The sequence below is a fragment of the Nonomuraea sp. H19 genome (assembly GCF_052068215.1).
GTDB lineage: Bacteria > Actinomycetota > Actinomycetes > Streptosporangiales > Streptosporangiaceae > Nonomuraea.
Genome location: NZ_JBQHCV010000003.1, coordinates 526,847 through 548,822, shown reverse-complemented (window position 1 = coordinate 548,822; position 21,976 = coordinate 526,847). Strand labels below are relative to the sequence as shown.

Genomic DNA, 21,976 nt, shown 5'->3' with positions numbered 1-21,976 from the left:
ACGCGACGTGCCCCTACCGGGCACTGCTGGAAAGGCGGATCGAGTCGACGTCAGCCTTCGGCCGGGGCCCGGGTGAAGCGCGGCAGGGCGGCGGCGCCGATGGCGAGCAGGGCGACGATGCCCATGTGCACGTACTCGACTGCGGCGAAGGCGTGGGGCACGTTGTGCGGTTCCAGCGCGAGGTAGACGGTGCCGAGGGCGGCCACGCCGAGGGCGAGGCCGCTTTGCTGCAGGGTGATCAGCACGCCGCTGCCGACGCCGCCGAGGTGGGTGGGGACGTCGGCCAGCACGCTGCGGAACAGCCCGGCGAACAGCATCGACTGCCCGGCGCCGGCCAGGGCCAGGGGTACGGCCATGGCCCACAGGCTGACGTGCGGCCACTTCTGGACGACCACCATCACCAGCAGGGCCAGGCCGGCGAACTGCACCGCGGCGCCGGTGGACAGCGCGGCCCGGCCGAAGCGGTTGATCAGGCGCGGCGCCAGCAGGGAGCCGGCGAAGAACAGCAGGGCCATCGGCAGAATCGCCAGACCGCCGTGCAGCGCGTCCTCGTGCAGTCCGTTCTGCACGGTCAGCGCGAAGACGAACATGAACGCGCCGAAGCCGATGCTGAAGGCCAGCACCATCGCCAGGCCCCGCGACATCGACGGCAGGCGCAGCAGCGACGGCGGCAGCAGCGGGATCTCACCGCGTTGCTCGGCGCGCTTCTCCACCACGAAGGTGGCGGCGCCCAGCACGACCGCCAGGGCGATCATCGCCCAGGTCCACCACGGCCAGCCCAGGGAGTGTCCCTCGGTCAGGGGGACGAGGAGGGCGGTGAGGGTCGCGGCGAACAGCACCGTGCCGGGCAGGTCGATACCGACGGGGTGGTTCGAGCGGGTATCGGGCATGATCCGCGCCGCCACCAGCAGCACGATCACGCCGATGGGCACGTTCACCAGGAAGATCGGCCGCCACGACGTCCCGGCGATGTCGGCGGAGACCAGCAGGCCGCCCACCAGCTGCCCGACCACGGCGGCGATGCCGGAGGTCGCCCCGTACATGGCCACCGCGCGGGCTTTGCGCTCCCCTTCCAAGGTGTGGTGGAACGTTGCCAGCACCTGTGGGATCAGCAGCGCGGCGGTGGCGCCCTGCACGATGCGGGCCGCGATCAGGACCTCCACGGTGGGAGCGATACCGCATGACAAGGAGGCGACGATGAAGCCCACCAGCGCGCCGAGGAAGATCCGGTGCCGGCCGTAGCGGTCGCCCAACCGGCCGCCCAGCACCAGCAGGGCCGCGTAGGCCACGCCGTACCCGGCGATCACCAGCTCCAGCGACGACGACGTGGCGTGCAACGAGGCGTCGATGCTGGGCAGGGCGACGTTCGTGATGAAGAAGTCCATGATCGGCAAGAACGCGCCTGCCAGCAGGATGAACACCCCGAAGGGGTGCAACCCGCCGGCCTGCGCCATAGCGCGCGGAGATCCCTGCGCGACACCCGTGTGCCGAGCGGAAAGAGTGGTCTCCATGACGCCTCCATCCAGATAGTTATGGAGCCATGACTACTATGAAGGTATAACTATTTTTGGGCAACGGTTTACCCTTGGAGGTGTGATGTACGACCAATCGCCGCAGCCGGACGAAGACCTCGGCTCAGACACGGACCCGCGGTGGGCCGACCTGGCGGACCTGGCGCTGATCATTGCCCGGGAGATCCAGTTCCGCGGCTACACCGACGAGCGGGCCGTCCAGCTGTCGCCGTCGGAAGGCATGGTGATGCGCCACCTGCAAGGTGACCCCGCTGCCCCGCCCAGCCGGATCGCCGCCGCCACCGGGCTGCAGCGCACCAACCTCTCCGCCGTCCTGCGCGGGCTCGAATCCAAGGGTCTCATCGAGCGACATGTCTGCCCGGACGATCGCCGAGGGGTGACGGTCCACTTGACCGAGCGCGGCAAAGCCAACTACGCCATCGTCCGGCAGGAATGGGCCGCAGAGGTCTCGGCGGCCGCCGGGCGCGACACCGGCGACCTCGACGCGGCGCTCCAACTGCTCAGAGCCGTGGTGGACGGCCTGGTGGCGGCCCGGCCCGGAGCCCCGAACTCGAAGCCGGCGGCTACCGCATAAGACCACAAAAAGAGGGCCCGCACGCACACGCGCGGGCCCCCGTTCTCACTCCATTACTTGGGCAGGACCAGCAGGGCGTCGCCCACGCCGCGCTCCGCCCCGTCCGAGGGGCGGTTGACCAGCTTCCCGCCGACGACCATCGTCGTCGAGCCGCCGCCGTCCAGGTTGATGGCCTGGCGCGCCCCCAGCCAGCGCATGAACTGGGCGGCCTCCACGAAGTTCGCGCCCACGGTCACGCCGGGCTGGCGGCCGTCGATGGTGGCCAGGATCAGGCTGCCGTTCCTGGTGACGCCGAGGAGGGTGCGCGGGTGGCGGCGCAGGATCATGTTCATGGAGTCGTGGCCGTCGCGCTTGGCGGTGATCTGCACCTTGCCGTTCCTGACGAGCCCGACGCCGCCCGCGATCACGTTCAGGTCCGGGGTCAGCTTGAGCGCCTTGTCGGTACGCAGGTCGACGACCTTGGTGTCGATCTTGACCGTCCACTCCTGCCAGGCGTGCTCGTTGAGCCAGTCGCCGGACAGGCCGTTGCCGTGCAGCACCCGCGTGCCCTTGGCCACCGCGGCACCCGAGGCCCGCAGGCCGAGGACCTTGCCGTTGGCGTCGATGACCGCGTCGGTCCCTCCGGTCGGGGTCTTGGCTCCGTACTCCTCCGTGTACAGCACCAGCTCGTCCGTCGTGGCGGCCCTGTTGACGCCGTTGACCTCGGTCTTCTGGCCGTCCTGAGAGACCGCGGTGACGGTCGTCCTCAGCTCGGTGATCTTGGCGGTGCGGCCCTGGAGCACGACGGCCGAGCGGCCCGGCACGGCCTCGCTGAGCAGCTTGCCGGCCACCACCGACGCGCCGACGGGCTCGCCGCGCAGGTTCTTGGCGGTGTGGATGTTGAAGAAGCCGCCGTTCAGGCCGACCACGGCGCCGGCGGCCTTGGCCATCGACGAGACCGTCTCGCGCTTGGCGACGCTGGTGCCGAGCGAGGCGGCGTACGAGCCGCGGAACGTGGCGGCGTCGATCATGACGACCTTGACGTTCCACGGGCCCGTGGTCTTGAGCCCGTCGTCGCCCAGGTAGTCGACCTTGACCTTCAGGTCCGCGTCCTTGAGCTTCTTGGCCGTCTCGTCGGCCTTCGCCTTGTCCTTGAAGGACCACAGGCCGACGCGGACCATGTACACGGTCTGGGAGGGGGCGTCGGCCACGCCCGGCCGGACCACTTCCTGCAGGCTCGGGGTCTCCCCGGCGGCCTCCACCTCGGCGACCTTGGCCTCCGCGGTCGGGCGCGTACCGTAGTCGCGGCCGCTCGGCATCAGGACGGTCACCGTGTAGCCGTCGGTCGACGTGCCCGCTTTCACGTCGTACAGGTCGATGCCCTGCGTCACGGCGGTCATCGTCTTGGTCGGGACGGGCCGGGTGCCCAGCGGGAACTTGGCCGACGGGAATCTCACCGACGCCTGCTCCGCCGCGACCGACGCGGCAGGCAGGGTGGTGAGAGTGAGCGCCGCGGCCATGGCCAGGCCGCAAGCGAGGGTGCGTCGAGACATGAACTCTCCAGAGGGCAGAAAAGGGACCGCACCATACTGGCGAGATCAAGGTCTCTCACGCGGGCGAACACGCGAATCAACTAAAGAGGTTACGAAATTGACATCCCATTCGGATACAATTCAGCTATGACACGCAACGGCATGTGGTGGCGGCCGGCAGACGGCCGCTGATTACCTATGCGTGGGCCGTCTCCGGACGGTCCCTTTTCGTGTGCGGGGTCCTCTCCGGGACGGCAATGACCCGAAGGAGAAGACCAAATGAACGACGTCGTGCTCACCGGCGACCGCCCCACTGGACCGTTGCACCTGGGCCATTATTTCGGCTCGCTCGCCAACCGGGTAAAACTGCAGGACGAGCATCCGATGTATGTGCTGGTCGCCGATTACCAGGTGATTACCGACCGCGACCTGCCCGGTGAGATCCAGCGCAACATCACCGGCCTGCTCCTCGACTACCTGGCGGTCGGGATCGACCCGGACAAGGCGACGATCTTCCAGCACAGCGCGATTCCGGAGCTGAACCAGTTGCTGGTGCCGTTTCTGAGCCTGGTGTCGGTGGCCGAGCTGGGCCGCAACCCCACGGTGAAGGACGAGATCGCGCACAGCTCACAGCAGGCGGTCAGCGGCCTGATGTTCACCTATCCGGTGCATCAGGCGGCGGACATCCTGTTCTGCAAGGGCACGCTGGTGCCCGTCGGCAAGGACCAGCTCCCGCACGTGGAGGTGACGCGGCTGGTGGCGCGCCGCTTCAACGAGCGCTACGGGGAGGTGTTCCCGCTGCCGGAGGCCATGATGGGGGAGCGGCCGCTGCTCAGGGGCCTCGACGGCGGCAAGATGAGCAAGAGCCGCGGCAACGCGATCGCCCTGTCGGCCGGCGAAGCCGAGACGGCCGCCCTCATCCGCAAGGCGCGCACCGACGCCGACCGGCTGATCACCTACGACGAGACGCGCCGCCCGGAGGTGGCGAACCTGCTCACGCTGGCGGGCCTCTGTCTCGGCCGCGAGCCGCGGGACCTCGCCGAGGAGATCGGGTACGGCGGCGCGGCCGCACTCAAGAGCCTGGTCACCGAGGCCGTCAACGACTTCCTGCGCCCGATCAGGGCCCGGCGGGCCGAGCTCACCGAGTCCGATGCCAGGCGGATCCTGGCAGAGGGCAACGAGCGAGCCCGCGAGCAGGCGATCAAAACGCTTCAGGAGGTGCGGACCGCGATGGGCTTTTAGCGGGCAGGCTGCCGCCCGCGGCGATCCAGCCGCCGCAAGAGCGTGGCCGCCGCTTGGAGCGCGTGCAAGGCCAAGGGAGCCGGAGCGCTACGCGGATTGGCGGGTCTGATACACCTTGCGGAGCGTCTCGTGGACGATCCACGTGGTCCTGGCGCCCTCGGCCAGCAGGCACACGTCACCAGGGCCGACCTCGATCGTGGTGCCCCCCGCTACGGCGATCGTGGCCCGGCCTGACAGCACGACGAAGATCTCGTTCCGCTCCACGTCCGTGACGATCCCCGGCGTGATCTCCCAGATGCCCCGGCCGTCGCCGAGCTCCAGCGACGACGTGGCCGGGTCGCCGGCGACGATCTGCTCGGGGGCGAGCTCGTCGGGGCTCAGCTGTACGTCGTGGACGGGCACGGCGAAGGCGCCGGCGGTCGCGAGCATGCGGCCGAGATCGGCCAGGTCGGGCATCAATACATCAGACATATCGCTCATTCCAGCACATGGGCCCGCTTAACGGCTTTCTCTCCGGAAGGATTCCAGTGCCAGCAGCGCCACGTGGAGCGACAGGCACGACTCGACGTCGTCGAGGTCGGTGTCGAGGATGCGTTCGAGGCGGCGCAGGCGGTCGTAGAAGGCGGGCCTGGACAGGTGCGCTTTCTGCGCCGCGACCGCCTTGTTGCGGCCGGCGTCCAAGTAGATGCGCAGGATCCGGGTCAGGTCGCCGCCCCGCTGCGCGTCGTGGGCCAGCAGCGGGCTCAGCTCTCGCTCGGCGAACGTCTGCAGCCGCGCGTCGTCGCGCAGCAGATGCAACAGGCCGCGCAGGCGCAGGTCGGGCAGCCGGTAGAAGGCCCGGCCGTCCGGCTGCCGGACCGCCACGTCGGCCACCTGCTCGGCTTCGAGGAAGCTGCGGCGTACGTCCCTGATGGACTCCACCACCGAGCCCGCCGCCAGCACGAATGCCGACCCGGGGCGCCACAGCACGCGCAGCCGCTCGCTCAGCGCGGTCAGCGCCGGCTCTGCCTGGGTGCGCGGCGGCAGCGGCAGCAGGACGCCGACCCGCTCCTGGTCGAGCGCGCCCACCAAGGCGGGCAGGCGGGCGTCGCGGCAGGCCCCCGCGGTGGCCTCGGCCAGCTCGCCGAGCTGCGCCTGGCCGTCCAGCGCCTGGTCGACGGGGTCGGTCGGGCGGATGACCACGCTGACGAGCTTGCGTCCCGTCAGCGGCACGCCGACGGCGCGGGCGCGGGCGGCGGCCTCGTCGGGGTCGGAGTAGGCGTGGGTCAGGATGCCCGTGATGATCGTGCCGTGGGCCTGGCGTTCGAGCGACTCCTGGTGGCGCTCCAGCAGCCGGCCCAGGGCGAGCGTGGTGGCGGCCCGCTCGGCCAGCACCATGTCGCGCGGCGACGGCGGCGCGTCGCAGATCAGGATCAGCCGGCCCCAGTCCTGCCCGCGCGCCCCGACCGTGGTGACCAGCCACCCCGAGGCCAGGTCGTACGCGGTGCGCTCGGCCGGGGCCACCGCCCGCGACCTGGTCTCCCACCCGGCCAGCAGGGTGCCCGCGTCGCGCCCGGCGGACTCGCAGGCCAGCACCTGGTGCGCGAGGTTCTCCAGCAGCACCGGCCGGCTGGACAGCCGGGCCACCTGGGCGAGCACCTCGGCCGGGGAGGCGCCCTCGACCGACAGCTCGGTGAAGACCTCGTGGAGCTGCTCCGAGGCCCGCAGCTCCTCCAGCTGGATGTCGATGATCCGGGCGTGCACGGACTCGGTGATCTGCACGAACGGCGTCTCGCGGGTCAGCACGACGACCGGGAACCCGAGTTCCTCGGCCGACTTGACCACGGCCCGCGGCAGCTCTCCGACGAACCTGCGGCCCAGCTCCACGATCAGCCCGGAGGCGCCCACGGCGGAGAGGTCACCGATGTAGTCGGCGAGTTTCGCCGGGTCCTCCGGGAGCGCGACGCCCGTGGTGAGCACCAGCTCACCGCCGCGCAGCAGGTGCGCGATGTCGGCGATCTCTCCGACGTGCACCCACCGCACCTTCGTGTCGAGCCGGTCGGCGCCCGCCACCACGCGCGGGCCACCCCGGCGTACGGTCTCCAGGGCGAGGACGTCGGCGATGGTGGGCAGCACGGGGCAGAGCCTAGCCGATCAATATGTAAAAACGGCCATGCAGCCATTTACGCTTTGTCAGGGATTGAGTGCCCCTCACGTCACGGGTTGAGGTCTTCCTCGCGGAATTCCCGCTGGGGCTCCCGCACCCGCAACTCGACCCTGCGGATCTTGCCGGAGATCGTCTTGGGCAGCTCGCCGAACTCCAGCCGGCGCACCCGCTTGTACGGGGCCAGTTCCCGGCGGCAGTGCTGGAAGATCGACCGTGCGGTCTCCTCGCCGGCCTCGAATCCGGGCGCGAGCGTCACGTACGCCTTCGGCACGGCCAGCCGTACCGGATCGGGGGCGGGCACCACGGCCGCCTCCGCCACGGCCGCGTGCTCCAGCAGCACGCTCTCCAGCTCGAACGGCGAGATGCGGTAGTCGGAGGCCTTGAAGACGTCGTCGGTGCGGCCCACGTAGGTGATGTAGCCGTCCTGGTCGCGGGTGGCGACGTCGCCGGTGTGGTAGAAGCCGCCGCGCGTCGCCTCGCCGGTGCCGCCGACGTAACCCGCCATGAGGCCGAGCGGGCGGCGCTCGTCCAGCGGCAGGCAGATCTCGCCGTCGTCCCCGGGCTCGCCGCTGACGGGGTCGACGAGCACCACCTCGTAGCCCGGCAGCGGGCGCCCCATGGAGCCGGGCTTGACCGGCTCGTCCGGAGCGTTGCCGATCTGCGCGGTGGTCTCGGTCTGGCCGTAGCCGTCCCGGATCGTGATGCCCCACGCCTTGGCGACCTGGTCGATGATCTCGGGATTGAGCGGCTCGCCGGCGGCGACGGCCGTACGCAGGGGCAGCTTCCAGGCCGTCAGATCCTCCTGGATGAGCATCCGCCACACGGTCGGCGGCGCGCAGAACGTGGTGACCCGCTCGTCCCGCAGCACTTCGAGCAGCGCCGGGGCGGCGAAGCGCGGGTAGTTGTGGATCAGCACGGTGGCCCCCGCGTTCCACGGCGCGAACACGTTGCTCCACGCGTGCTTGGCCCATCCCGGAGACGACACGTTGAGATGCACGTCGCCCGGCCGCACGCCGATCCAGAACATGGTCGACAGGTGCCCGGCCGGATAGGACGCGTGTGTGTGCTCGACCAGCTTGGGCTGCGAGGTCGTACCGGAGGTGAAGTAGAGCAGCAGCGTGTCGCCGGCCCGCGTCGGCCCGTCCGGGGTGAAGCTCTCGTGCGCCTCGTACGCCTCGTGGTACGGCAGCCAGTTGTACGCGTCGCCGACGGCGATCTTGGTGTATTCGCCGGCCCCGAACCGGCCCGCGTCGGCGGCGTTGGCGATCACGTGCGCGACGCCGCCGCGCTCGATCCGCTCCACGATGTCCTTGGCGGTCAGCAGCGTCGTGGCCGGGATGATGACCGCGCCCAGCTTCATCGCGGCCAGCATCGCCTCCCACAGCTCGGCCTGGTTGCCCAGCATGAGCAGGATCCGATCCCCTCGGCGCACCCCCTGCTCGTGCAGCCAGTTCGCGACCTGGTTGGAGCGGGCCGACAGCTCGGCGAAGGTGTAGACGGCCGGGCTCGACCCCACGATCTTGAGAGCGACGGCGTCGGGGGTCTCGGCGGCCAGAACCCCGTCGAACCAGTCGAGCGCCCAGTTGAACTCGGCGAGCTCCGGCCAGCGGAAGTCGCGGCGCGCGGTGGCGGGGTCGGCGTTGAGGAGGAAGTCGCGGGCGGCACGGAAATCACTCATGCCCGGATCCTGCTACGTCGCCAGCCGCCGCTCAAGGCCGTCGAGCATCGACACGAGCCCGAAGTCGAAGGCCATCGCGCGCAGCGTCTGCGGATCCTCGTAGCGCTGCATGTCCATGCGCGCCAGCAGGTCGGGGAACTGGGCGGCGGCCTTGGCGACCGCCTCGCGCATCTTGTCGGCGTCGTATTCCTGGCCGGACGCCGAGGTGTTCCAGGCGATCTCGGGGATCGTCATGCCGAACACGTAGGCGGTGAGCGCGGCGTTGGCGAAGTCGACGTCCAGCCCGGTGAAGCCGGCCTTCTCGAACATCTTCCGCATCTGGTCGGACATCTGAAGCGCGTTGGGGCCGAGCGCGGGCAGGCGGCCGATGAGATCGGCCGTCCACGGGTGGCGCAGCATCGTGTGGCGCATGCTGTAGGCCAGCACCGAGGCGGCCTCGCGCCACCCCACCTCCTCGTGGTCGGGCAGCCTCATCTCGCCCCAGATCTCGTCGTAGGCCAGCTCCAGCAGCTCGTCCTTGTTGGCGACGTACCAGTAGAGGCTGGTGGCGCCCGCGCTGAGCTTCGCGCCGAGCTTGCGCATGCTCAGCCCGTCGCGCCCTTCCTCGTCCAGCAGCTCTATGGCCGCCTTGACGATCTCTGCGCGGCTGCGGCCCGGACTCGTGGCCTTGCGCGGCTCGCGGAGCCAGACGGAGGTGAACTGCTTGCTGGTCATGGGACAAGGATAAATCCACTCGCACAGTGTGCGAGAGTTGTCGTACAGTGTGCGAGTGAACTCGAACACTGTACGAGACCCCCGCCGGTGGTGGATCCTCGTCGTCCTGTGCTTGGCGCTCTTGGTGCTGGTCGTCGACAACACCGTGCTCAACCTCGCCATCCCGTCGCTCAACGAGGAGATGGGCGCCACCCCGTCGGACATCCAGTGGATCATCGACGCCTACGTGCTGGCCTTCGCCGGCTTGCTGCTCACCGCGGGCAGCCTGTCCGACAAGTACGGCCGCCGCCGGTTCCTGATCATCGGCTTGGCGTTCTTCGGCGGCGCGTCACTGCTCGCCGTGCTCGTCACCGAGCCCTGGCAGCTCATCGCCGCGCGGGCACTGATGGGCATCGGCGGCTCCATCATGATGCCCTCCACACTGTCGATCCTGATGACCGTGTTCGACGAGGAGGAGCGGCGCAAGGCCATGGCCGCCTGGAGCGCCGTGGCCCTGGTCGGCATGGTGGCGGGCCCGACGCTGGGCGGCCTCATGCTGGAGAACTACTGGTGGGGCTCGGTCTTCCTGCTGAACGTCCCGATCGCGGCGGTCGCCATCGTGGCCGCCGTCGTCCTCATGCCCGAAACCCGCAGCGCCGGCCGGAAGATCGACCCGGTGGGCGTGGTGCTGTCCATCGTGGGCCTCACCGCGGCCGTCTACGTGATCATCGAGCGTGAGTGGAACATCCCCGTCATCGCGCTGGCGGTCCTCGCCCTGGGCGCCTTCGTGGTCTGGGAGCGCCGGCAGGAGCAGCCGATGCTGCTGCTCCACCTGTTCGCCAACCGTAACTTCAGCGGCGCGTCGTTCTCGATCCTGCTGATGGCGTTCGGTGCGGGCGCCGTGATGCTGATGCTCACCCAGTACCTGCAGTTCGTACTGGGCTACGGGGAGATGCAGGCGGGCCTCGCCATGCTGCCCTACGCCGTGGCCGCCGCGATCTTCAACGGCGTCGGCGCCGGGCTGGGGCAGAAGGTCAGCAACCGGGTGCTGATCGGCGCCGGGCTGCTGCTGATGGCCGGCGGCTTCGTCGTCATGGCCCTGACCACGGGATACCTGCCGCTGCTCACCGGCCTGGTGCTCATGGGCATCGGCGGCGGCCTGGCCGGTCCGTCCGCCTACGCCTCGCTCATGGGTGCCATCCCGATGGACCACGCCGGCGTCGGCTCCGCGCTCAACGACACCGTCCAGCAGGTCGGCATGGCGCTGAGCATCGCCATCCTGGGCAGCGTGCTGGCCGGGCAGTACACCTCCGAGATGCCTGCCCACCTGCCCGCCGCGGCCAGGGAGTCGATCGGCGCCGCGCACCCGATGGGCTACGCCGAGGTCGCCAACGAGGCCTTCACCTCCGCCATGCACCTCGGCTCGTGGGTGGGGGCCGCGTTCTGCGTGGCCGCCGCGCTGCTCGCCGTCAGCGTGCTGCGCCCGGCCAAGCCCGTCGCGGCCCCGGAGCCGGCGCCGGAGAACAGCAACGTCTAGCGGACACGGGGCTCACGCATGCTCTCCAGGCTGTCGAGCTTGTGCGTGCGCTCGTCGTGGCCGATCTGCCGGAGCAGGTCGGCCACCGAGCGGTAGCGGCCGTACTCGGCGGCGTACGTGCCGGGGTCGGGCACGAACTCCAGGTCCGGGTTCTCCGCCACGAACGTCATGTACTCGTGTTCGGCGTGGTCCTCGAACTCCGCGTTCAGCCGGTAGCTCCAGTCCGGCCGGATCAGGAACAGCACCCAGGACACGTGGTAGTAGAAGAAGGCGATCAGCCAGGGCGCCGCCTTGTGCAGCAGCCAGTTCTGCTTCTGCCCGGTGCGCTGCACCAGGTCCTGCATGATCAGCAGGTGCCACTGCTCGTTGTCCTGGTCGGCGCGGGCCTCCACGATCCGCTCGAAGATCCTCCTGGCCAGCGCCGAGCGGCCCGCGTGCCGGTGCACGGCCAAGTAGCCCATCCGCTCCCATGCCTGGTACGGCACGCGGGCGATGATCTCCAGCATGGCGAACTTCGTATAGGAGCCCTTTTTCCCGTAGATGAGGTCCACCGGCTTGAACATCATCTTGGCCAGCAGGCTGTAGTCCATGCGTGGGGTGTCCAGCGTGTCCTGCTGGGCCCGGCGGAGCTCGTTGCGGTCGAGCTTGGGCGGACCGGACGGCGTCTCCGGGCGGCGGTCGATGGTGATGGTCATCTCGATCTCCCCTTCGGTTCGGATGCCTCGATCGTCGTCCAGAGGGGTGCTCCGGGGCGTCGTCCGCAAGAGGTCATTCGAGGTGCCTCCGGCGGCGTAGCGGCTGGACTTCAGATACATCGCCAGGCGGACGGGACATCCCCTAGGGGATGGGGCGCGGTAGTTTGCAAGATGTAAGGCATTCCGCTGTCATGACGACAGGCTGTAGACGGGGCGAGCTGGATCGGAACGGGATACTCGTGAGCATGTCGGAGCTTCTCGCGCGCCATCGGGCGGTCATGCCCAACTGGTTGGCACTCAACTTCAACGACCCCATCGAGATCGTCAGCGGCAAGGGCAACCGCGTCATCGACGCCGACGGCAAGAGCTACCTGGACTTCTTCGCCGGAATCCTGACCAACATGATCGGCTACGACGTGCCCGAAGTGCGCGGGGCCGTCGAGCGCCAGCTCGCCACGGGCGTGGTCCACACCAGCACCGTCTACCTGTTGCGCGGCCAGATCGAGCTGGCCGAGAAGATCGCCCGGCTCTCCGGCATCCCCGACGCCAAGGTCTTCTTCACCAACTCCGGCACCGAGGCCAACGAGACCGCGCTGCTGCTGGCGACGTACGCGCGCAAGAGCGACCAGGTGCTCGCCATGCGGCAGAGCTACCACGGGCGCAGCTTCGGCGCGATCAGCGTCACCTCCAACCGGTCGTGGAAGAACAACTCGCTCTCCCCGCTCAACGTGCACTTCCTGCACGGCGCCGACCGGCACCTGGTCCAGTTCAAGGGGCTGTCGGACGCCGACTACATCGCCGCGTGCGTGGACGACCTGCGCCACGTGCTGACCACCGCGGTCTCCAACGACGTGGCCGCGCTGATCGCCGAGCCGATCCAGGGCGTGGGCGGCTTCACTATGGCGCCCGACGGGCTGTTCGCCGCCTACAAGGAGGTGCTGGACGAGCAGGGCATCCTGTTCATCTCCGATGAGGTGCAGACCGGCTGGGGCCGCACCGGCAGCGCGTTCTTCGGCATCCAGAACCACGGCGTGACCCCTGACATGATCACCTTTGCCAAGGGGCTGGGCAACGGGTTCGCCGTGGGCGGCATCGTGGCGCGCGGCGACCTGATGGACGCGCCGCACGCCGTGGGCCTGTCCACGTTCGGCGGCAACCCGATCTCCATGGCCGCGGCCAACGCCACCCTCGACTACGTGCTCGACCACAACCTGCAGGCCAACGCGGCACGCACCGGCGAGATCATCATCCGGGGGCTTCGCCAGGCCGCCGAGCGCCTTCCCGTCATCAAGGACGTGCGCGGCAAGGGCCTGATGTTCGCCATCGAGCTGGAGACCCCGGCTCAGGCGGCCCGCTTCATGGAGGAGACCAAGAAGGCCGGCCTGCTGGCGGGCAAGGGCGGCCTGTACGGCACCGCCATCCGCATGGCCCCGCCCCTCACCCTCACGGTGGACGAGGCGACCGAGGGCCTCGGGATCATCGTCAACGCACTCGAAGTCATCAACACAGAGGCAGCGGCACAGTGAAGACGGTCAAGCACTGGATCAACGGCGCCCTCGCGGACGGCGACCCAGGCCGCACCGCCGAGCTCTTCAACCCGGCCACCGGCGAGGTCAGCGGGCACGTCGCGCTCGCCTCGGCGGCCGACGTGGACGCGGCCGTGGCGGCCGCCGTCGCGGCCTTCCCCGCCTGGCGGGACGCGTCACTGGTCAAGCGGTCGCAGGTGCTGTTCCGCTTCCGCGAGCTCATGTACGCCCACCGCGACGAGCTGGCCGCCCTGATCTCCGCCGAGCACGGCAAGGTGCACTCCGACGCGCTCGGCGAGGTGGCGCGCGGCCTCGAGGTCGTCGAGTTCGCCTGTGGCATCCCGCACCTGCTCAAGGGCGGCTTCTCCGAAGGCGTCTCGACCCGGGTCGACTCCTACTCGATCCGCCAGCCGCTGGGCGTGGTGGCCGGGATCACCCCGTTCAACTTCCCGGCCATGGTGCCGATGTGGATGTTCCCGATCGCGATCGCGTGCGGGAACGCCTTCGTGCTCAAGCCGTCGGAGAAGGACCCGTCGGCGTCGCTGCTCATGGCCCGGCTCTGGCAGCAGGCGGGGCTGCCCGACGGCGTGTTCAGCGTCGTGCAGGGCGACAAGGCCGCCGTCGACCGGTTGCTGGAGCACCCCGACGTGCGCGGCGTGTCGTTCGTCGGCTCCACCCCGATCGCCAAGTACGTCTACGAGACCGGCACCGCGCACGGCAAGCGCGTGCAGGCGCTCGGCGGGGCCAAGAACCACATGCTCGTGCTCCCCGACGCCGACCTCGACCTGGTGGCGGACTCGGCGGTGTCGGCCGGGTTCGGCTCGGCGGGGGAGCGGTGCATGGCGATCTCCGTCGTGCTGGCCGTGGACCCGATCGGCGACGAGCTCGTCCAGAAGATCGTCGAGCGGGTCGACAAGCTCGTGGTCGGCCCCGGCGACGACCCGAAGTCCGAGATGGGGCCGCTCGTCACCGCGGCGCACCGCGACAAGGTGGCCTCCTACCTGGATCTCGGCGTCGAGGAGGGCGCCAAGCTGGTGGTGGACGGCCGTGAGACGGCCGTGCTGGGCGGTGGCAGGGCGGCCGAGACACCCGGCTTCTGGCTCGGGCCGACGGTGCTCGACCAGGTTCCGGCCGGCTCGCGTACGCACACCGACGAGATCTTCGGCCCGGTGCTGTCGATCGTGCGCGTCGGCTCGTACGAGGAAGGGCTGGAGCTGATCAACGGCGGCCAGTACGGCAACGGCACCGCCGTCTTCACCAACGACGGCGGTGCGGCCCGGCGCTTCCAGAACGAGGTCGAGGTCGGCATGGTCGGCATCAACGTGCCCATCCCGGTGCCGATGGCCTTCTACAGCTTCGGCGGCTGGAAGTCCTCCCTCTTCGGCGACACGCACGTGCACGGAACCGAGGGTGTGCACTTCTACACCCGGGGCAAGGTCGTCACCTCCCGCTGGCTCGACCCCTCACACGGCGGCGTGAGCCTGGGCTTCCCCACCAACACCTGATCCGGATCTCAGCGGCGGCGGGCCGCCTGGAGGGCGAGCCACAGCTCGGCCCGCACGCCGGGGTCGTCGAGGTCGCGATCGAGCAGCTCGGCGACGCGTTTCATGCGGTAGCGCAGCGTGTGCCGGTGCACGCCCAGACGCTGGGCGGCCGCGTCCCAGTGGCCGTTGCTGTCCAGGTAAGCGCGGAGCGACTCGACGAGGTCCACGCGGGTGCCGTACGCGTTGAGCGGGGCCAGGAGCGCGGCCGAGAACGCCTCGGCGGCGGGCTGGTCGAGCAGCCGGAGCAGGCCTTGACCGGCCAGTTCCGCGAACCTCACCACGCGGCGCCTGCCCTTGCCGGCCCCTCGGGTCCCGGCGCTCGCTTCAGCTCCATGGCCGCCGGGACTCCCGGCGGCCCGTCGGGCCACGGCCCGTTCGGCGGCCTCCAACGCCCGCCTGGCCTGGTCGATGGCGCCGCGTAGCGCTGCCGGGTCGTACCCGCACGGCAGGCTGAGGCCCACCGGCGCGCCGGACTCCAGCGCCACCTCGTCCGCTGCGGCCTCGGCCGCCAGGGCGACGGCCATCGATCCCGCCTCCCGCCCTCCGGTCTGCTGCGGTGCCGAGTCCCCCACGGTGTCGGGGAGGGCTGCGAAGCCGTGTGCCTCCAGCGCGTCGAGCGCGTCGGCTCGGGTCGCGAGCACCACCAGCGGCTCATTCGGCAGGCGTCCGCCGAGCGGCCCGAGCACCGTGTGCGCCTGCTCCTTCGCCCCGGCCAGCAGCAGCTCCAGCGCCGCCGCCCGGACCCGCCGCGCGGCCTCCAGGTGGGCCCTGCCCTGCTCCATGGCCAGCGTGAGCAGGGATCCGGCGGCGTTGATCACAGTGTGGGTGACGGGCGAGAACGCCTGCTCGGCTCCGACGGCGAAGAAGCCGCGCGGCCGCGCCCCGCCGCCCAGGGGCTGCACGACGATGTGCTCGCCGGGCCCGGACAGCGCCAGGCTCGCAGGCACCCGAAGACCGCCTCGTCCGGCCGCGCCGCCCGAAATGTCGCCCAGCCCGCCGCCTTCGGCGCTGCCAGGCTCCTGAGCTCCGGTCCGGCCGCCGGGCGTGGTGCCCGGACGGGTGCTGCTCTCGGACAGGGCGGGCGGACTGCCCTTGGCAGGACGGTGTCTTCCGGCGGAGCCGGGCTCCGGGAGGCGGCCGGTGCGGAGGCGGGTGAGTTCGGCGGTGACGGGCGCCGTTCTGGCGCCGCGGGTGGCGTGGCGTACCTCGCCCGTCTCGTCCAGCAGCGCGGCCCACCCGCCGACCTCCTGGGCCAGCCGGTCGATGACCGCGTGCACGCCCTCCGGCCGGAGCGCCGCCCGCGTCAGCCGGCCCTGGGCGGCGAAGGCACGGGTGACCTCCTCGTACTGCTCGGCGGCCAGCAGCTCGCTGACCGCCTTGCCGATCGCGATGAACGGCGTCTCGCGCGGCACCTCCAGCAGCGGCAGCCCGGCCTCACCGGCGGCCTTGATCAGCGCGGCGGGGACCTCCTCGTGCGAGACGCCGACGCCGAAACCGAGCCCGGCGACGCCCCGCGTCACCAGGCGGGCGACGTACTCCGCGACGGCCTGTTCGGAGGCGGCCGGTCGTGGCTGGTCGGCCTGCAGCCGCATCCCCGTGGTGAGCAGCAGTTCGTCGCCCTCCAGGTACGGCGTAGGATCGGCGAGCTCGCTCACCGCGACCCAGCGCACGACCCCGGTCAGCGACGCGGGACCGGCCAGGGGCCGCAGCCCCATGCGGCGCACCACGGTCTGCAGCGTAGGCGGCATGCGAGATTGTCCATTCTGGCAAAGGCGAGCACCCACAGTGTGACATATCGGCGTATCGGAGCAGGTCGGGGGCCGCCGTAGCGTCGAACCCATGAGCATTCCCCAGGAGCGGCGCGTCGTGACCGCGATCCCAGGCCCCAAGTCCCAGGAGCTGCTGGCCCGCAAGCAGGCCGCCGTCCCGCCCGGCATCGGCACCACCCTTCCGGTCTTCGTCACCCGAGCCGGCGGCGGCGTGGTGCAGGACGCCGACGGGAACTCGCTGATCGACTTCGGCTCGGGCATCGCGGTGACGAACGTCGGCAACGCCGCGCCCAAGGTCGTCGAGCGGGTCCAGAAGCAGGTCGCCGACTTCACCCACACCTGTTTCATGGTCACTCCGTACGAGTCGTACGTCCGGGTGTGCGAGCGGCTCAATGAGCTGACCCCGGGCGACCACGAGAAGCGGACGTTCCTGGTGAACTCGGGTGCCGAGGCCGTGGAGAACGCCGTCAAGATCGCCAGGCTGGCCACCGGCAGACAGGGCGTCGTGGTGTTCGACCACGGATACCACGGCCGCACGCTGCTCACCATGACACTGACGGCCAAGAACATGCCGTACAAGCAGGGCTTCGGGCCGTTCGCGCCCGAGGTGTACCGGGTGCCGCTGGCGTACCCGTACCGCTGGCCGACCGGGCCGGACAACTGCGCGGAGGAGGCGGCGGAGCAGGCCATCGACCTGATCACCAAGCAGATCGGCCCCGGGAACGTGGCCGCCGTCGTGATCGAGCCGATCGCCGGCGAGGGCGGCTTCATCGTGCCGGCCAGGGGCTTCCTGCCGCGGATCGCGGAGTTCTGCCGGGATAACGGCATCGTGTTCGTGGCCGACGAGGTGCAGACCGGCTTCGCGCGTACCGGTGACCTGTTCGCCTGCGAGGACGAGGGCGTGGTGCCGGACATCATCACCACCGCCAAGGGCATCGCGGGCGGCCTGCCGCTGGCCGCCGTGACCGGCCGCGCGGAGATCATGGACAAGGTGCACGTGGGCGGGCTCGGCGGCACGTACGGCGGCAACCCTCTGGCCTGCGAGGCCGCACTCGGCGTGCTGGAGACCATCGAAGAGGAGGATCTGGTCGCCAGGGCCCGCCGGATCGGCGAGATCATGCTGCCCCGGCTCAAGGCGCTCCAGGAGCGCTTCGACGTGATCGGCGACGTACGCGGCCGGGGCGCGATGATCGCGATCGAGCTCGTCGAGCCGGGCACCAAGGAGCCGAACCCGACCGCCGTACAGGAGATCGTCAAGCGCTGCCACGCCGAAGGGCTGTTGGTGCTGACGGCGGGCACGTACGGCAACGTGCTGCGCTTCCTTCCCCCGCTGGTCATCCCTGAGCACCTGCTCGAGGAGGGCCTCGGCATCCTGGAGAAGGCGATCGCCGATCTCTAGAAGAAACCCCCACCAATCGGGCATCCGGCTTGCGGCTGGATGCCCGATTTTGTGCGTGTAACAGCCGTCACTTGGGTAGAGAATTCACCCTTACTTGACGCCCAGCTAGAGGATCACGGCCGCGGTCAGGGTTATAACGGATCCGACATACGGATGGGCGAGGGCTGCTGGGAACGTGATGAACTGGGGTCCGACAAGAACGGCGCGGGAAATGTTGACGTTCGACCCTGAGGGTCTGAGCTGGGCCCAGCGCGACGGCGACGCCTGCGTCGTCTGTCACAAGCGGTGGCCGAGGCCTCGGGTGCGGGTGGGGCGGCTGCCCGACAACGCGCCGGTGCTCGCTTGCGGCGACTGCGCCGAGGCGCTGCTGCCCGCGCCGATGGCCACCGTCGTGGCCTTTCCATCCCGTTGACCGGGTGACAGCGGGACGCCCCGGGACGGGGGGAAGGCCCGGGGCGCCTCTGCAGACCGCACCCAGCGGGGGGAGGGGTGCGGCCGCGGCATGGTCAGGTGGGGGTCGGCGGCGCCGACTCACTTGGTGAGTTCCTCCCACCGGTTGGTCCAGGTGTCCGGATCGGCTCCGGCAACGGCATAGTCAGTGCATTCCCCCTCCGGCGGCCGGCAATCCCCGGGTGGCCGGACGGCGAAGGCCACCTGGTCGATCCGCTCGGGCTCGCCGACCGCGTACGCCTCGCAGATGGGCTCGGCCCGCCCCTTGCACGCCTTGTCGTTGGCCGGCGCGAGGCCGACCCACGCGGCGGCGTCGCGCTGCGCGTTCGGCGCGGTCATCCAGTTGAGCCACCGGTAGGCGCAGGTGGTGTCGGGCACGCCGGCGCCGAGCATCCAGGAGTCGACCCAGCCGGTGGTCTCGCGCGCCGGGATGGTTTTGACCTGCTTGCCGGCCTTCTGCAGCAGCAGGCGATAGTACGGAGTGGCCTGCGCGTAATCGAGCTCCCCGGTGGCGAACCCCTGGATCAGATCGATGGGGTTGGTCCAGTAGGTGCGCTCCTTGGCTTCCTCCAGCGCCGTCATCGCCTGGTCGAGCTCCTCCTTGCTCAGCTCGAACGGCTTCTTGGCCGACCCGGTGGCCAGCGCGGCGTCGGCGATCGTCAGCGGGCTGTCCTTGAGCGCCGTCCGCTCGGAGCCGAAGGCCGCCTTCAGGTCGCCCTTGACCTTGGCGGCGTCATAGATGAACTCGTAATATCCCCACAGGTAGGGCACCCCGTAGACCTTGCCCGACACCGTGAGCATGTCGCGGAAGCGCTCGTCGATGTCCTCGTAGTCGCTCACCTTGGCCGGGTCGATGGGCTGCACCTGCTTGTTCGCGATCAGGTCGGCGGCCAGCACGGGCCCGGCGGAGACGAGGTCGTAGGCGCGGTCCTTGATCGCGGTGTCCATGGCCTCGGCGGTCTGCACTGTGTCGAGCTTGGCGATCCGGCAGCCGGTCTCCTTCTCGAACGAGCCCACCCAGTTGACCTTGGGGCTGATGCCGCCGTACTCGGCGTAGCCGCGGTAGGTGAGGATCTGCAGCGTGCCATCGCTCTGCGTCGCACTGGGAGTGGGAGTGCCCTTGGGCGTCGGCGTCGGCGCGGGCGTGGCGCTCCGTGGCGTGGGCGCCGGGGTCGCCGCCGGGGTGGGACCGGCCGCGCCTATGCCGACGACCAGCGCCGATGCGGCGAGCACCACGGCATACGTACGCCCACGATCCACGATGTCCCCCTCCGTCCGTGGCAGGAGCTTACCGGGGACGGGGCCGGAGGAGGTGCGTCGCTCCCGCCGCCTACTTCTTCTCGACGAGGTAGCAACAGATGATCGCCGTCGTGACCGCCTCATAGGTGCGCCCGTCGCGCAGGTGCCCGGCGCGTTCCAGGCTGATCGCCCCCTGCGCCGCCGCCCACAGCGCGTCGGCGATCTTGCGGGGCTGGGTCGGGATGAGATATCCCGCCGAGATGCATTCGGCGATCACCCGGTCGAGGATGTTCAGCGCCGCGCGGGCCAGGGTTCTGGCGCGCTCGCTCGGCTCGAAGCCCGGGATGGCCCGCTCGAACATCAGGCTGTAGTAGCCCGGCTCGGACTGGCATGCCTGCCGGTACGCCGGCCCGAGCGCGTGGAGGTGCTCCAGCGGGTTCCGCCGCTGCGGCACCGCCTCCAGGAAGCGGCGGAAGCGCTCGAACCCCTCCAGATAGAGCGCCTCCGCCAAACCTTCCCTGTTGCCGAACATCGTGTAGATGACGGTCGTCGTGCAGCCTGCCTCGGTGGCGATCCGGCGCATGGTCAGGCTCTCCGGACCGTCCGTTTGGAGCAGGTTCACCGCCACGTCGAGGAGGCGGGAGCGAAGTTCGTCGTGGCTGGCGCGCTCACCCAGGAGGTAGGCGCCCTGCAGCCCCAGAGGCGCCGAGGTCATGAGACCCCCTTCGTGGCCAAGGAACCAAGCGTCCTTGTGACCTCACGCTGTTCGGTCACGGGGCCCACGCCTTTCTCAGATCGGGGGCCCACCGCGCTGGAGACCCGCACCCGATGACTTAGCCATGGCGGAGATCCCTCAAACCACTCCGCATGGTAAACATCCCGAATTAGGTCTACTTCTGTTACATCATGGGTATACCAGGGGGCTTGTACTTAAGGGTGAGCCCTCACGGGACTCTTGTGCATCCTGGTGTAATTCCCCGGTCCCACGCTTGGCATAACGTCGAGGTATGGACGTGCGTACCTTCTGGCTGGCCGGCCGCCCAGCGACCGGGGACACCGAGCTCACCGTGACCAATCCCCACGACGGCCGCGCGGTCGGCCGCCACTCCGTGCCGACCGAAGCCCAGGTCGAGGAGGCCGTCGCGGCCGCGCACGCGGTGGCGCGGGAGGCCGCCGCGCTGCCCGTGCACGTACGGGCGGAGGCGCTGGCCCACGTCTCACGCCGCATCGCGGAGCGGGCCGACGAGATCGCCCAGCTGATCACCGCGGAGAACGGCAAGCCGATCCTCTGGGCGCGCGGCGAGGCCGCCCGCGCCGTGGCCACGTTCCGCTTCGCCGCCGAGGAGGCCCGCCGCTGGTCGGGCGGCGTGCAGCGGCTCGACACCGAGCCGGCCGCGACCGGGCGCCTGGCGTACGTGTCGCGCGTGCCGTACGGCCCCGTGCTGGCGATCACCCCGTTCAACTTCCCACTGAACCTGGTCGCCCACAAGGTCGCCCCTGCCATCGCCGTCGGCGCGCCCGTCGTCGTCAAGCCCGCCCCCGCCACGCCGCTGTCGGCGCTGCTGCTCGGCGAGCTCCTGGCCGAGACCGACCTGCCGCCGGGGATGTTCTCGGTCCTGCCGATCGAGAACGAGCGCGCCTCCGGACTGGTGCAGGACCCGCGGCTCCCGGTGGTGTCGTTCACGGGTTCCGCGCCGGTCGGGTACGCCATCGCCGACCAGGTCCCGCGCAAGCACGTGACGCTCGAACTGGGCGGCAACGCCGCCGCCGTCGTGCTGGCCGACGCCGACCTCGACTGGGCCGCCCAGCGCATCGCCCTCTACTCCAACTACCAGGCCGGCCAGAGCTGCATCGCGGTGCAGCGGGTGATCGTCGAGCAGCCGGTCTACGACGCGTTCGTCGAGCGCCTGCTCCCGGCCGTCTCCGGCCTCGTCACCGGCGACCCGGCCGACGAGAAGACGCAGGTCGGGCCGTTGGTCTCGGAGGCCGCCGCGGACCGGGTCGAGCAGTGGGTCCAGGAGGCCGTCGCGGCGGGCGCCCGCGTGCTGGCGGGCGGCACCCGCGAGGGCGCCGCGATCGCCCCGACCGTGCTGACGGACGTCCCGTCCGACGCCAAGGTGGCGAGCGAGGAGGTCTTCGGCCCTGTCATGATCGTTCAGCGCGCCGCCTCGATCGACGAAGCGTACGCCATGGTCAACGACTCCCAGTACGGCCTGCAGGCCGGCGTGTTCACGCGCTCGCTGGACGCCGCCTTCCGGGCGAACCGGGAGCTGGAGGTGGGTGGTGTGATCATCGGTGACGTGCCGTCGTACCGGGCCGACCAGATGCCTTATGGCGGGGTCAAGGACTCGGGGATCGGGCGTGAGGGGCTGCACTCGGCGATGGAGGACCTCACGTACGAGAAGGTCATGGTGCTGACAGGGCTGACGCTTTGATGCGAT

Annotated in this window: 18 protein-coding genes; 8 read left to right on the top strand and 10 right to left on the bottom strand. The window is 70.2% G+C overall.

Going from position 1 to position 21,976, the window contains the following annotated elements; translation table 11 throughout:
• Positions 1-50: 50 nt before the first annotated feature.
• Positions 51-1,511, bottom strand: a complete 1,461-nt coding sequence (locus tag ACTMTI_RS09230) for an MFS transporter (protein ID WP_441119514.1) — start codon at positions 1,509-1,511, stop codon at positions 51-53.
• 85 nt (positions 1,512-1,596) lie between these two features.
• Here ACTMTI_RS09230 and ACTMTI_RS09225 point away from each other — a divergent pair, with 85 nt between their 5' ends.
• A complete protein-coding gene (locus ACTMTI_RS09225) occupies positions 1,597-2,106 on the top strand; it encodes a MarR family winged helix-turn-helix transcriptional regulator (RefSeq protein WP_441119557.1) in 510 nt (169 codons plus the stop codon).
• Between the two features lie 53 nt (positions 2,107-2,159).
• On the opposite strand, the gene ACTMTI_RS09220 is transcribed toward ACTMTI_RS09225, so the two are convergent.
• Positions 2,160-3,638: a phosphodiester glycosidase family protein gene (locus ACTMTI_RS09220; RefSeq protein ID WP_441119513.1), complete on the bottom strand. Its 1,479-nt coding sequence runs from the start codon at positions 3,636-3,638 to the stop codon at positions 2,160-2,162.
• A 258-nt stretch (positions 3,639-3,896) separates the two neighbouring features.
• On the opposite strand from ACTMTI_RS09220, the gene trpS reads away from it, so the two are divergent.
• The gene (gene trpS, locus ACTMTI_RS09215; RefSeq protein WP_441119511.1) at positions 3,897-4,859 is read left to right on the top strand and encodes a tryptophan--tRNA ligase; all 963 of its coding nucleotides are present in this window, start codon (positions 3,897-3,899) and stop codon (positions 4,857-4,859) included.
• A gap of 87 nt (positions 4,860-4,946) precedes the next feature.
• On the opposite strand, the gene ACTMTI_RS09210 is transcribed toward trpS, so the two are convergent.
• The 4 genes from ACTMTI_RS09210 to ACTMTI_RS09195 all read right to left on the bottom strand — a co-directional run bounded on the left by ACTMTI_RS09210 (position 4,947) and on the right by ACTMTI_RS09195 (position 9,397).
• Entirely contained in the window at positions 4,947-5,330 is a 384-nt protein-coding gene (locus ACTMTI_RS09210) for a cupin domain-containing protein (RefSeq protein ID WP_441119510.1), read from the bottom strand.
• A gap of 27 nt (positions 5,331-5,357) precedes the next feature.
• Positions 5,358-6,974 carry a PucR family transcriptional regulator gene (locus ACTMTI_RS09205; protein WP_441119508.1) on the bottom strand — a complete coding sequence of 539 codons (1,617 nt, stop codon included), beginning with the start codon at positions 6,972-6,974 and terminating at the stop codon, positions 5,358-5,360.
• 80 nt (positions 6,975-7,054) lie between these two features.
• Positions 7,055-8,683, bottom strand: coding sequence for an AMP-binding protein (locus ACTMTI_RS09200; RefSeq protein WP_441119506.1), 1,629 nt, complete (start codon positions 8,681-8,683; stop codon positions 7,055-7,057).
• A gap of 12 nt (positions 8,684-8,695) precedes the next feature.
• Positions 8,696-9,397 (bottom strand): TetR/AcrR family transcriptional regulator C-terminal domain-containing protein, encoded by a 702-nt coding sequence (locus tag ACTMTI_RS09195; protein WP_441119504.1) that lies wholly within the window; start codon positions 9,395-9,397, stop codon positions 8,696-8,698.
• A gap of 55 nt (positions 9,398-9,452) precedes the next feature.
• Between ACTMTI_RS09195 and ACTMTI_RS09190 the strand changes: the two genes are divergently transcribed.
• Positions 9,453-10,913 carry an MFS transporter gene (locus ACTMTI_RS09190; RefSeq protein ID WP_441119502.1) on the top strand — a complete coding sequence of 487 codons (1,461 nt, stop codon included), beginning with the start codon at positions 9,453-9,455 and terminating at the stop codon, positions 10,911-10,913.
• On the opposite strand, the gene ACTMTI_RS09185 is transcribed toward ACTMTI_RS09190, so the two are convergent.
• Positions 10,910-11,608, bottom strand: coding sequence for an alternative oxidase (locus tag ACTMTI_RS09185; protein WP_441119500.1), 699 nt, complete (start codon positions 11,606-11,608; stop codon positions 10,910-10,912). The two genes, ACTMTI_RS09190 and ACTMTI_RS09185, sit on opposite strands and share 4 nt — an antisense overlap.
• 245 nt (positions 11,609-11,853) lie before the next feature.
• Here ACTMTI_RS09185 and ACTMTI_RS09180 point away from each other — a divergent pair, with 245 nt between their 5' ends.
• Positions 11,854-13,134 (top strand): aspartate aminotransferase family protein, encoded by a 1,281-nt coding sequence (locus tag ACTMTI_RS09180; RefSeq protein WP_441119499.1) that lies wholly within the window; start codon positions 11,854-11,856, stop codon positions 13,132-13,134.
• On the top strand, positions 13,131-14,639 hold the full coding sequence (locus ACTMTI_RS09175; protein ID WP_441119497.1) for a CoA-acylating methylmalonate-semialdehyde dehydrogenase: 1,509 nt from the start codon (positions 13,131-13,133) through the stop codon (positions 14,637-14,639). Before ACTMTI_RS09180 ends, ACTMTI_RS09175 begins: the two co-directional genes overlap by 4 nt.
• Before the next feature lie 8 nt (positions 14,640-14,647).
• Here the strand turns inward: ACTMTI_RS09175 and ACTMTI_RS09170 are convergent, their stop codons facing one another.
• The gene (locus ACTMTI_RS09170) at positions 14,648-16,426 is read right to left on the bottom strand and encodes a PucR family transcriptional regulator (protein WP_441119496.1); all 1,779 of its coding nucleotides are present in this window, start codon (positions 16,424-16,426) and stop codon (positions 14,648-14,650) included.
• Between the two features lie 91 nt (positions 16,427-16,517).
• On the opposite strand from ACTMTI_RS09170, the gene gabT reads away from it, so the two are divergent.
• A complete protein-coding gene (gabT, locus tag ACTMTI_RS09165; protein ID WP_441119494.1) occupies positions 16,518-17,846 on the top strand; it encodes a 4-aminobutyrate--2-oxoglutarate transaminase in 1,329 nt (442 codons plus the stop codon).
• Positions 17,847-18,057: 211 nt separating this feature from the next.
• Positions 18,058-18,258: a hypothetical protein gene (locus ACTMTI_RS09160; protein ID WP_441119493.1), complete on the top strand. Its 201-nt coding sequence runs from the start codon at positions 18,058-18,060 to the stop codon at positions 18,256-18,258.
• Between the two features lie 119 nt (positions 18,259-18,377).
• On the opposite strand, the gene ACTMTI_RS09155 is transcribed toward ACTMTI_RS09160, so the two are convergent.
• Positions 18,378-19,556, bottom strand: coding sequence for an extracellular solute-binding protein (locus tag ACTMTI_RS09155; RefSeq protein ID WP_441119491.1), 1,179 nt, complete (start codon positions 19,554-19,556; stop codon positions 18,378-18,380).
• A gap of 70 nt (positions 19,557-19,626) precedes the next feature.
• Entirely contained in the window at positions 19,627-20,250 is a 624-nt protein-coding gene (locus tag ACTMTI_RS09150; protein ID WP_441119489.1) for a TetR/AcrR family transcriptional regulator, read from the bottom strand.
• A 292-nt stretch (positions 20,251-20,542) separates the two neighbouring features.
• Between ACTMTI_RS09150 and ACTMTI_RS09145 the strand changes: the two genes are divergently transcribed.
• Entirely contained in the window at positions 20,543-21,970 is a 1,428-nt protein-coding gene (locus ACTMTI_RS09145) for an aldehyde dehydrogenase family protein (protein ID WP_441119487.1), read from the top strand.
• The last annotated feature ends 6 nt before the right edge of the window (positions 21,971-21,976 follow it).

Coding starts and splice junctions, on each gene's coding strand:
- ACTMTI_RS09230 (WP_441119514.1), bottom strand. CDS start 1,511: ATGGAGACCACTCTTTCCGCTCGGCACACGGGTGTCGCGCAGGGATCT.
- ACTMTI_RS09225 (WP_441119557.1), top strand. CDS start 1,597: ATGTACGACCAATCGCCGCAGCCGGACGAAGACCTCGGCTCAGACACG.
- ACTMTI_RS09220 (WP_441119513.1), bottom strand. CDS start 3,638: ATGTCTCGACGCACCCTCGCTTGCGGCCTGGCCATGGCCGCGGCGCTC.
- trpS (WP_441119511.1), top strand. CDS start 3,897: ATGAACGACGTCGTGCTCACCGGCGACCGCCCCACTGGACCGTTGCAC.
- ACTMTI_RS09210 (WP_441119510.1), bottom strand. CDS start 5,330: ATGTCTGATGTATTGATGCCCGACCTGGCCGATCTCGGCCGCATGCTC.
- ACTMTI_RS09200 (WP_441119506.1), bottom strand. CDS start 8,683: ATGAGTGATTTCCGTGCCGCCCGCGACTTCCTCCTCAACGCCGACCCC.
- ACTMTI_RS09195 (WP_441119504.1), bottom strand. CDS start 9,397: ATGACCAGCAAGCAGTTCACCTCCGTCTGGCTCCGCGAGCCGCGCAAG.
- ACTMTI_RS09185 (WP_441119500.1), bottom strand. CDS start 11,608: ATGACCATCACCATCGACCGCCGCCCGGAGACGCCGTCCGGTCCGCCC.
- ACTMTI_RS09180 (WP_441119499.1), top strand. CDS start 11,854: ATGTCGGAGCTTCTCGCGCGCCATCGGGCGGTCATGCCCAACTGGTTG.
- ACTMTI_RS09170 (WP_441119496.1), bottom strand. CDS start 16,426: ATGCCGCCTACGCTGCAGACCGTGGTGCGCCGCATGGGGCTGCGGCCC.
- gabT (WP_441119494.1), top strand. CDS start 16,518: ATGAGCATTCCCCAGGAGCGGCGCGTCGTGACCGCGATCCCAGGCCCC.
- ACTMTI_RS09160 (WP_441119493.1), top strand. CDS start 18,058: ATGTTGACGTTCGACCCTGAGGGTCTGAGCTGGGCCCAGCGCGACGGC.
- ACTMTI_RS09150 (WP_441119489.1), bottom strand. CDS start 20,250: ATGACCTCGGCGCCTCTGGGGCTGCAGGGCGCCTACCTCCTGGGTGAG.
- ACTMTI_RS09145 (WP_441119487.1), top strand. CDS start 20,543: ATGGACGTGCGTACCTTCTGGCTGGCCGGCCGCCCAGCGACCGGGGAC.